The following is an 11,123-nucleotide window of genomic DNA, read 5'->3' on the forward strand; positions in this document are numbered from 1 at the left end:
GGCTCGGAGGATGGACTTCCGGCGGCGGCCCGTCTCGGATGAAACGTCTTCACAAGGATGCTCCTGGCTCGGTTTGGGCCCGGCAATCAATGCCACCCAGGCCCATGCCGAAAAATTACGGCAATACGGGTAAGCCTCGCAAGCCGGCGCCAGACATCCGACCCGCGACAAGAACAATCTATTGTCGCTGAAACTCTGGCGAGCCAAGAAGCCATCCCGTGGCGAGCTGCACGTCCACCGGGCTCGTTTCTCCTTCATCGCTGGCGGCTTCGGTGCGTCGGGACAGCGTCGCGAGCACTCCTCCGAGAGTGTCGTCCCCAGCAGCACGCACCCCAGCGCGTCCACCCAGTCCTCCGAAGTAGAGGACGGAGAGGAGCCGTGTTGAGGGGGCGGGCTGGAGAAGAGAGCGAAGAGGAGCCGCAGGTGGAAGCCCCGGGACTGTGCGCCGGGTTGGCGCAGAGGCTGTGCCGCCCCTCGGACTCCATTGGCCCCTCCAGGCTGCAGGGGCGTGGGCTCGCACGTCGCTGTTGGCACTTGGGCTCAACACCACGTGCTCTGGGGTGTCCTCTGCGCCGGGGCCAGCGTCGCAGGCCGGAGGGCAATGGCAGGTGCACCAGAATGGCGCGCCCCCCACTGGGGCTCCTCACCTGCTTGGGGGAACCTGCATCGATAACACGCGCTGGACGGAGCGCGCGTCCCAACGACTACCAGCGAACACCCTCAGTCTCAGCCTCCAAGAATGCGCCGTTGACTCGTCACCGCAGGCAGGGGCCAGACCTGGAGTTCCTCGCCCGATGAGACTGGGTGGCTGTTGGTCACTTCTCCCTCTCTCGTCCACGAGGGCACCTCCATGAATGTCTTCACGGTGCGGGGAAATACAAACATTGTCGAGGAATGTATTTCCGGAAATAATAGTAAAACTCTCCGTGGATATCCATTCGCCACATGCGTACTTCGAGTGCGGGTCATCCTGTCAGCACAGTCAGCTGGCTCGAGGGCCCGTGTAGCAGGGCAGCCATTCCACCCGCGTCATCGGGCCGGAAGGCTTTCACCCACTGTCCTCGAAGGAGACGATATGTTGAATCCATTGGCGCTCAGGGTCGCTGGCTTCATGCTCGCCATCACCGGTTGTGGTGGAGCGGCGGCCGGCGATGGAACAGAGCCAGGCAGTGCCACTCAACGGCTGGGGGACAAACAGCACTGCGTGGGCCAGAGCTTCGCGCAGCCGAGGGGCCTTGCCGCTCCCGAGAGGGCCCCAGAGCCCCAGCTCACGTGCTTCGACAGCTTCTCGGAGGTCATCGGACACCTGAGCCAGGGCACGGTGCGGCTCGCGGTCGATGCCACGCCCGAGGACCTCACCGAGGAGCACGTGAATCAAATGGCCTCGCTCGCGACCTATGTCATCGGCATCGAGTACGAACACGGCAACTGGGGTGGCGCCACGTACACCATCTGGAGCGGCGTCACATGCTCCGGGCACAATCATTGGGTCGGCGGCATGCCAGGTGGCTGGAATGACATCGTCTCCGCCGCGCGCTCCTTCTCGGGGTGCAACAACTCGTAGCACTACGAGCACACCAACTTCTGGGGCGCGAACTTCAACTGTCGCACGGCCTGCGGCAACCTCGGCGACGCGATGAACGACCGCACGTCGTCCATCATGTGGAGTCGGTAGCTCGCATCCCTCCTCCGCCATGAGCGAAATGCACCCGGGCAGACGTCCCGGGTGCATCTGCTCCCACTCACGTGTCGTCAGGGGTCAGCGGTGAAGCGCTCGGGGCTGGTGCGTCCCGGTGGTGGTGACGGCGGGCGCGTCGATACGACCGTACAAACCGTGGGCTTCATCCCCCGGACCGGAGGTGAAGAACAGGGTATTGGTGGGCTGGTTCTGAAGTCCGTTGCCGAAGCTCAGCGCCCACAGGCCTTCAATCACGAGGGGCTGCCCGTTCGTGCCTTGGAGTTGCGCGTCGAGCGCGCCCGTCACCGTGTCATAGGCATTGATGGTCCCATCGCCGAAGTTGCCCACCAGCAGCCGTCCGGCGAACCGCCCGAAGGACGCGGGCGCCACGGCCATCCCCCAGGGGGCGTTCAGGTTGCCCTGGGAAATCAGCCTGCGGATGAATCGACCATTCGCATCGAAGACGTTGACGTAGCCCAGGCCCGCGCCCGGCACATCGTCCTTGTACTGCGCATCCTGCTGCGCATAGCTCACGTAGATGTCGCCGTTGATGTTCTGGATGCCGAACGGGGCATAACCCGCGGGCAGGGAGGGGTCCGCGAAACTCCCGGCGAGCGTCGCCGGCGCGAACGTGCTGTCGAAGACATCCACCTTCGCCTTGGAGAAGTTGGTGGCGTACAGGTAGGTGCCCGTGCCATTGGTCGCCAGGGCCAGCCCCTTGTAGACAGCCCCCGAGCCGGAGTTGTCCACCGTGATGACCGCGTTGACGGGGTCAGCGGCGGGGGCCCACGCGGCGACGACGCCTTGCTCCGTGACGAAGATGAAGCGGGCGGGCCCGCTGGCGGTGCCCTGCTTCACGACGAAGCCCTCGGAGCCGCTGAAGACGATTCCCGTGGGGCTCGAGGGAGCCATGGCTCCAGCGGGTACGGGCACGGTCACCACGAGCGGCTGCGCGTTGCCGTCCCCGTCATAGAGCGTCGAGACGCCCGAGCCGTTGTCCGCCACCCAGGCAAAGCCAAACGGATTGAAGGCGAGCCCCCAGCCGTTGACGATGTTCGGGTCCACGTGTTCCGCGGGCACGGCGCCGTCGGAAACGAGGTTGCGCTGGGCATAGGTATTGGGCAGCTCCCCTGGGGCCTGGGCCGCGGCGATGCCGGGCACCGAGGCCACGACCAGAGACAATCCCAGCGTATATCGCCCCCACCCGCGGCTCTGCGTACGAGTCGACGAAGCCTTCATGTCATCCCCCGTTGAGTGTGTTCCACCGAGACGTTCTCGTCTGACTGGAACGTGAGAGGCGGTGCGGGGTCCCGCAATCTGCCTTTTCATGCAGGGGAGTGATGCATGGGTTTCAATGCCGGGTTCTGAACGCGGCGGTCCGAGGGAGCCCAGGCGGGCTTCCCCACGGACAGGGCCGCCGGGCGTCCTCCCCAGGCTGTCAGGCGGAGCCGATGCTCGCCAGCGCCTGGAGCGCATCGTCCGGCAGCTCGAGGTGGGCGGCGGCGAGATTCTCGCGCAGGTGCGCGACGGACGAGGTGCCGGGAATCAAGAGGATGTTGGGCGAGCGGCGCAGGAGCCACGCGAGCGCGACCTGCATGGGCGTGGCACCCAGGCGCGCGGCGACGTCGGACAGGGTCGACGATTGCAGCGGGGTGAAGCCACCGAGCGGGAAGAACGGCACATAGGCGATGCCCTCGCGGGCGAGTTCGTCGACCAGCGCATCATCCTCCCGGTGCGCCAGGTTGTATTGGTTCTGCACGCAGACGATGTCGCAGAGGCTCCGTCCCTCCGCGACCTGGGTCCGCGTGACGTTGCTCAACCCGATGTGGCGAATCAGCCCTTGCTTCTGGAGGTCGACGAGCACTCGGAGCGGTGCCTCCAGCGAGCCCTCCGCAGGGTGATGCACGCTGAACATGCTGCGCAGGTTGACCACGTCGAGCACCTCCAGCCCCAGGTTGCGGAGGTTGTCGTGGACCGCCTGGGTCAGCTCCTCACGCGAGAGCGCGGGAATCCAGGAGCCATCCGCGCCCCGCAGGGCGCTGACCTTGGTGACGAGGGTGAGCCCCTCGGGATAGGGGTGCAGCGCCTCCCGAATCAACTGGTTGGTGATGTGCGGGCCATAGAAGTCGCTGGTGTCGATGTGGTCGACTCCGCTCGCGACGGCCTCACGCAGCACGGCGAGGGCCGCATCCCGGTCCTTCGGCGGGCCGAACACTCCGGGCCCCGCCAGTTGCATGGCGCCATAGCCGAGCCGCCGCACGCGGCGGTCGCCGAGGCTGAAGGTTCCGACCTGATGGATGCTCGACATGGACGCTCCTTTGAAGCGGAGGCTGAAAGGGGCCTCCGCTGGGTTGCCCGGAAGCGGCGGTTCGGGCTGTCCGCCGGGTGGATGCACTCCCATGGGTCGGCATCCGAGGGATTGAAGATACCGCCGTTGCCGCCATGAGGCCCTGTCCACCCCACCCACCGCGACAGGCATGTCACCACCCATGCTGAAGACAGCTCACCTCTGTGGGGGCCCCGACATTTGAAACAGGCATGTGAAACCTCTGACGGGGTCGCCCGCATTTGCCGTTTTCCTGTTATGCCGGGTTCGTAACTTTGTTGCCCGGTTGAATCCCTTTCAGGCCGGTCTCCCTCCCGAGGTGGAAGTCCCCCGCCATGACCCGACTCATCCTCTTCATGAGCAGTCTCTTCGCAGCATCCCTGGCGCACGCCGTGGAGCCCCTTCCCCCCGTGGAGGAGGAGGCCCTCGTTCCGCCAGAGGTCCTCTACCCGGTGGACTTCGCGGGCGGCCCCCGGGGCGCCCTGGTCCCCACGCCCCTGGCTGCACCGCTGATGGGATTGACGACCGCGCCCTTGCCCTCGTGGACGAAGGCGCATGGGACCGCTGGGACGGAGCAGGCCACGGCGACCGCGACGTGCGGCGGGTTCCTCTACACGGTGGGCACGGCGAACCGGGCCCTGCCGGGCGGGTCGAACGCGGGCGGCATGGATGTCTTCCTGCTCAAGCACAAGACGAGCAACGGCCAGCTCATCTGGACGGAGCAGTTCGGCTCGGTCTCCGAGGACTACGCCACCGGCATCGCCATCCAGGGCTGCGCGAGCGGCAATCCCTCCCTCTACGTGACGGGCTACACCAAGGGCACGCTGCCCGGCGGCGCCCTCCACGGCGGCACGAACCAGGGCGGCCATGACGTCTTCGTCCGCAAGTACAACGCCAACAAGGTGCTCCAGTGGAGCCGTCAGCGGGGCTCCTCCCAGGATGACCTGTCGTATGGCATCGCCGTCAACGAGACGACGGGCGACGTCTATGTCACCGGGTACACCCTGGGCTCGTTCGTCCCCGGCGTCACCGCCAGCGGAACCGACATCATCGTCGCCCGCTACCTGGCCAACGGCGCCGCCTCCACGGCCCTCCAGGTGGGCACGACCGCCAACCGGACGGACATCGCTCGGAGCCTCACGGTGGACCGCGCTGGCAACGTCTATGTCGCCGGCTACACCAACGGCACGCTCCCTGGGCAGGCGCCGCTGGGAGGCACCGACTTCTTCCTGATGAAGTACTCCGCGGACCTCGGCACCCGGGAGTGGGTGCGCCAGGAGGGAACCTCGGGCGCGGACTACGGCTACGCGGTGACGGCGTCCCGCAACGCGACGGGGGCGACGGAGATCTACCTGGTGGGACACACGCTCGGCGCGACGCTCGCGCCCGGCACCCTCGGCACCGGCCCGCTGACCAACGCAGGCGACTACGACGCGGTCATCTTCCAGTACAGCCCCGCGGGCGAGAAGCAGCGCACCGCCCTCCTGGGCTCCCCGGGTCGTGAGTCCGTCACCGCCATCGCCTCCGACGGTGGCGCCAACCTCTACGTCGTCGGAACGACCACGTACGATTTGAAGAACGTCCCCGGCTCACTGCTCGGCAACGTGGACATCTTCCTGGCGAAGTATGACGCGCGGCTCGAGCTCAAGTCCCTCCACCAGTACGGCTCCACCCACACGAACCCGGCGCTGAAGGATGAAACGGCCACGGGCGTCTCCGCGGACACGGACAACGGCGTCTACGTGGTGGGCTTCTCCAAGGGCCACTTCGGCACCGGGACCAACCAGGGCGACGCCGACCTCTTCGTGATGCGCTACGCGGACGGCTGCTCCGTGGACCCCGTCCTCGTGGCCTCGTGCCGCGGCGCCACCGGCTGGGGTGACCCGCACCTGGTGACCGCCGACCGCTTCAACTACGACTTCCAGTCGGTGGGCGAGTTCATCCTGACGGAGTCCGTCCCTCGGGCCGCCGACCCCTTCGTGGTTCAGGCGCGCCAGAAGGCCAGCGGCACCCGCGTGGCGCTCTACAGCGGCATCGCCGCCCGCTTCGGCACCGACCGCGTCGGTGTCTACGCGCGCGCGGCCAACCCGCTGATGGTGAACGGCGCGGCGGTCGCGCTGCCCGTGGGCGACGCGCGGCCCCTGTCCGACGGCACCCGCGTCTTCCGGCCCACCGCCACGCGCTACGTCGTCACCTCGCCCCAGGGCGACCAGTTGGTCGTGGACCACTTCACGACCTACCTGAACGTCGCGCTCACGCTGGTGCCCTCGCGCGCCGGTCAGGTGCGGGGCCTGCTGGGCAACTACAACAACATCCGCGCGGACGACTTCGCGCTGCGCGACGGCACGCAGCTGACCGCCCCGCTCAGCTTCAACCAGCTGTACAAGAACACGCCCAACTTCGCGGACAGCTGGCGCATCAGCCAGGCGGAGTCGCTGTTCGACTACGGCTCCGGTGAGAGCACCGCCAGCCTCACCCACCTGAACCTGCCTTTGGCGACGACCACGCTCAAGGCGCTGTCGCCGGTGCAGCAGGCGGCCGCGGAGCGGACCTGCCAGGAGGCGGGCGTCACCGACCCCGCGCAACTGGAGGGCTGCATCATGGATGTGACGCTGACGGGAGACAGCGCGCTCGCCACGGGCGCCGCCGAAGCGCAGGCGTTGCAGCCCATCGCCAACGAGGTGTACCTGGGCCGCTTCGACACCCAGGTCGGCACCGAGTGGAGCCACCAGTCCACGCAGCCGAGCCCCTCCGGCGACCGCCGCTTCCTGGGCGAGTTCGGCAACGAGAGCGTCCAGCTGTCCCTGGCCTCGCTGCCCGCGCACGGCACCGTCACGGTGAGCCTGGACCTGCTCATCCTCCAGGGCTGGGAGGGCCATGGCGCCTCCACCCCGCATGCGTGGGGCGTGCGCGCCGAGCGCGTGGGCGAGGTCTTCCGCACCACCTTCTCCAACACGGACAGCCCTCAAGACTATCCGTCCCAGGCAGGCGGCACCGCCCACCCCGCGGGCACGGGCGCCATGGAGCGCTACCCGAACGGTGACTCCATCTACCGCGTGAGCTTCACGTTCGAACACACCGCGCCGGAGCTGACGCTCCAGCTCTTCGCGGACGGCCTCCCGGGTCTCCCACAGGCAGCGTGGGGCCTGGACCACGTGCGGGTGCAGGTGCGCTGACGGCCTCCCGGCCCGCGCCCCCAGGGCCCGTCCCACGCATCGCCGTGGGGCGGGTCCTTTTTGTCTGTCCTTCCACGCGCTGGAGTCCCGCCCGACCCGCCGTGACAATTCCGCCACCACCCAAGGTGAACACACCTCACGACATTCGTGTGAGGTCCTGACGTTTGAAACAACCTCGCGAACCCCTGGATGGGAACCACTTATTCATTGATTTTCTGCTATGTCGGCTCCGCAACTCGAATTGCCGCCAGAAAATCGCTTTCAGGATGTCCTCCCGTCCCGAGGTGAGGTCCCTTCGTCATGTCTAGAGTCACCATTTTCGTGAGCAGTCTATTCGTTGCATCCCTGGCCCAGGCCGCGGAGCGGACTCCCGTGGAGCGGGAGCCCCTGCCGCTCCATGAGCCGTCTCCGGACGCGCTCTACCCGGTGGACTTCACGAGCGGCCCTCGAGGCGTCCGCGCCCCGCGCCGCGCGCCCGCCATGAGCCTGACGACGGATCCCCTCCCCACGTGGACGCGTGCGGATGGGACCTCCGCGACGGAGCAGGCCACGTCGACCGCCACGTGCGGCGGCTTTCTCTACACCGTGGGCCGGGCGAACAGCCCCATCCTCGGTCAGACCCACGCGGGCGGCTTCGATGTCTTCCTGCTCAAGCACAAGACGAGCAACGGGCAGCTCGTCTGGGCGGAGCAGTTCGGCTCCGTCGCGGACGACCTCGGCACGGGCATCGCCATCCAGGGCTGCGCGAGCGGCAATCCCTCCATCTACGTGACGGGCTACACCAAGGGCACGCTGCCCGGCGGCGCCCTCCACAATGGCACGAACCAGGGCGGCCAGGACGTCTTCGTCCGCAAGTACAACGCCAACAAGGTGCTCCAGTGGAGCCGTCAGCGGGGCTCCAACAAGGATGACCAGTCGTGGGGCATCGCCGTCAACGAGACGACGGGCGACGTCTATGTCACCGGTTACACCCTGGGCTCGTTCGTCACGGGCGTCACCGCCAGCGGAACCGACATCATCGTCGCCCGCTACCTGGCCAACGGCACCGCCTCCACCGCCCTCCAGTTCGGCTCGACGAGCAACAGGAACGACTACGCCCGGGGCGTCACGGTGGACCGCGATGGCAAGGTCTACATCGGGGGCTACTCCAACGGCGTCTTCCCCACCCAGACCACGAAGGGCGCCAACACCTATGACCTCGTCCTGCTCAAGTACTCCGCGGACCTCTCCGCGCGGGAGTGGGTGCGCCAGGATGGCACCTCCGGCGTGGACTACGCCTATGCGCTGACGGCGTCCCGCAATGCGATCGGCGCGACGGAGATCTACCTGGTCGGGCAGACCACGGGCAGCCTGACCCCGGACGCGACCCTGAGCAATGGCAATCCGGCCAACTCCGGCGGCTGGGATGCTGTCATCCTGCAGTACAGCACCGCGGGCGTGAAGCAGCGGGCCACCCTGCTGGGCACCGCGGGCCTGGACTCGGTCAACGCCATCGCCTCTGACGGCGGCGCGAACCTCTACGTCGTCGGCGCGACCTCCTATGACCTGAGGAACGACCCGGCCGCGGACACCGGCAGCGTGGACGTCTTCCTGGCGAAGTACGACGTGCGGCTCGAGCTCAAGTCCATCCACCAGTACGACTCCGTGAGCGACGACCCCTTCTCGAAGGAGGACATCGCCAACGGCGTCTCCGCGGACACGGACAACGGCGTCTATGTCGTCGGGCAGTCGACGGGCAACATCGGTGGCGCGACGAACCAGGGCGGCTATGACTTCTTCCTCCTGCGCTACGCGGACGGCTGCTCCGTGGACCCCGTCCTCGTGGCCTCGTGCCGCAGTGGCAATGGCTGGGGTGACCCGCACCTGGTGACCGCGGACCGCTTCAACTACGACTTCCAGTCGGTGGGTGAGTTCATCCTGACGGAGTCCGTCCCGCTGGCCGCCAACCCCTTCGTGGTTCAGTCGCGCCAGAAGGCCAGCGGCACCCGCGTGGCGCTCTACAGCGGCGTCGCCGCCCGCTTCGGCACCGACCGCGTCGGCGTCTACGCGCGCGCCACCAACCCGCTGATGGTGAACGGCGCGGCGGTCGCGCTGCCGGTGGGCGACGTGCGCCCCCTGTCCGACGGCACCCGCATCGTCCGGCCCACCGCCGCGCGCTACATCATCACGTCGCCCCAGGGGGATCTGCTCATCGTGGACAACTTCACGTCCTACCTGAACGTCACGCTCAATCTGGCGCCCTCGCGCGCCGGTCAGGTGCGGGGCCTGCTGGGCAACTACAACAACATCCGCGCGGACGACTTCGCGCTGCGCGACGGCACGCAGCTGACCGCCCCGCTCAGCTTCAACCAGCTGTACAAGAACACGCCCAACTTCGCGGACAGCTGGCGCATCACCCAGGCGGAGTCGCTGTTCGACTACGGCTCCGGTGAGAGCACCGCCAGCCTCACCAACCTGAGTCTGCCGGCGTCCACCGCGACCACCGCGCAGCTGACGACGACGCAGCGTCAGGCCGCCCAGGCGACCTGCCAGTCCGCGGGCGTCACCGACCCGGCGCAGCTGGACGGCTGCATCCTGGACGTCGCGATGACGGAGGACCCCGCGCTCGCCACGGGTGCCGCCGAAGCGCAGGCGCAGCAGCCCATCGCCAGCGAGGTGTACCTGGGCCGCTTCGACGCCGAGGCCGGCGCCGAGTGGAGCAACCAGGCCACCAGCCTGAGCCCCTCCGGCGACCGCTTCTTCCTGGGCGAGTTCAGCAACGAGACCGTCCAGTTGTCGCTGGCCGCGCTGCCCGCGCACAACACCGTCACGGTGAGCTTCGACCTGTTCATCCTCCAGGGCTGGGATGGCAACGGTCCGTTCGGTCCGAACCACTGGGGCCTGTCGGTCGGCGGCGTGGGCGAGGTGTTCCGCACCACCTTCTCCAACACGAGCAGCGCGCAGTTCTACCCCGCCCAGGTCGGCGGCGTGGCCAGCCCCGCGGGCAGCGGCGCTGCGGAGCGCAACACGCTCTTCTACCCGGACGGTGACTCCATCTACCACGTGTCCGTCACGTTCGAGCACACCACGCCGACCCTGGCGCTCCAGTTCTTCGCGGATGGCCTGCCCGGCATCACCAACGAGACGTGGGGCCTGGACAAGGTGCAGGTCCAGGTGCGCTAGCAGGCTGCTGAAAACACCGGTGCGAGCGGGGTCGACCTCTCTCGCACCGGTGCATGGGCTCCCGCTGACTCAATCGCCTGCCAGGGCGGACACGCCTCCAACGCTCCTCGGTCTCGCCTTCGTCCAGAGCCAGGGTGGTTGTCGCCCTTCTTGAAGCCAGTCGCCCCAGGTCTCCACGGCACACGTCATCCACGTCGCTCAGGCACTCCGAGCCCGCGCTCCTCGCGGCCAGGGCGATAGCGTCCCGGACCTCCGGGGGGGGCGAGCACGTCGAGTGCTCTGGCGTGCGCGAGGGGCAGTCCTGGAGCCCCCATCCTCCGGTCGTGACGAACGCGCCAGCGCATCGCGTGCCCGCCACCTCGGTCAGGTGGCGGGGTGCCAGGAGCGTTGATTCACGCGTCCATCAACGCAAGGACGAGAGAATCGCGGTGAGGTGGTGGTTGCCTTGCGTCCCGTTGCCGGCCTGGCCTGTCACATTGTTGCCCCAGGTCCAGACCACACCATCGGCACGCATCGCCAGGGAGTGGTCGAAGCCCGCCTTCACCGCCACCCCTCGCTCGAACCCATACACCTGCACCGGCGAGAGCCGCGTCATGACCGAGCCATCCCCCAGTTGTCCCCTGTCGTTGAACCCCCAGGCCCAGACCGTGCCATCCGCCTTGAGCGCGAGCGAATGGCGGGTGCCCGCCGACATGGCGACGATGTTGGCAAGGCCTGGAATCATGGCGGGTGTGTTCCGGTGGGTCGTCGTGCCATCGCCGAGCTGGCCGTGCGTGTTGAC

General features: G+C 67.7%; 6 protein-coding genes. 3 read left to right on the forward strand and 3 right to left on the reverse strand.

Going from position 1 to position 11,123, the window contains the following annotated elements:
- The first annotated feature begins 1,075 nt into the window (after positions 1 to 1,075).
- Complete coding sequence (locus tag LXT21_RS44435) at positions 1,076 to 1,564, forward strand: hypothetical protein (RefSeq protein ID WP_254044346.1); 489 nt, start codon at positions 1,076 to 1,078, stop codon at positions 1,562 to 1,564.
- Between the two features lie 195 nt (positions 1,565 to 1,759).
- On the opposite strand, the gene LXT21_RS44440 is transcribed toward LXT21_RS44435, so the two are convergent.
- Positions 1,760 to 2,848: a TIGR03118 family protein gene (locus LXT21_RS44440; RefSeq protein ID WP_254044347.1), complete on the reverse strand. Its 1,089-nt coding sequence runs from the start codon at positions 2,846 to 2,848 to the stop codon at positions 1,760 to 1,762.
- Positions 2,849 to 3,116: 268 nt separating this feature from the next.
- Entirely contained in the window at positions 3,117 to 3,986 is an 870-nt protein-coding gene (locus tag LXT21_RS44445; RefSeq protein ID WP_254044348.1) for an aldo/keto reductase family oxidoreductase, read from the reverse strand.
- 353 nt (positions 3,987 to 4,339) lie between these two features.
- Here LXT21_RS44445 and LXT21_RS44450 point away from each other — a divergent pair, with 353 nt between their 5' ends.
- Both LXT21_RS44450 and LXT21_RS44455 read left to right on the forward strand, forming a co-directional pair.
- The gene (locus LXT21_RS44450; RefSeq protein WP_254044349.1) at positions 4,340 to 7,180 is read left to right on the forward strand and encodes an SBBP repeat-containing protein; all 2,841 of its coding nucleotides are present in this window, start codon (positions 4,340 to 4,342) and stop codon (positions 7,178 to 7,180) included.
- A 321-nt stretch (positions 7,181 to 7,501) separates the two neighbouring features.
- On the forward strand, positions 7,502 to 10,342 hold the full coding sequence (locus LXT21_RS44455; protein ID WP_254044350.1) for an SBBP repeat-containing protein: 2,841 nt from the start codon (positions 7,502 to 7,504) through the stop codon (positions 10,340 to 10,342).
- Positions 10,343 to 10,745: 403 nt separating this feature from the next.
- Here LXT21_RS44455 and LXT21_RS44460 read toward each other — a convergent pair.
- Positions 10,746 to 11,123 (reverse strand): RCC1 domain-containing protein (locus LXT21_RS44460; protein WP_407667115.1); only part of this gene is annotated, 378 nt, incomplete at its 5' end.

The organism is Myxococcus guangdongensis (assembly GCF_024198255.1).
GTDB lineage: Bacteria > Myxococcota > Myxococcia > Myxococcales > Myxococcaceae > Myxococcus > Myxococcus guangdongensis.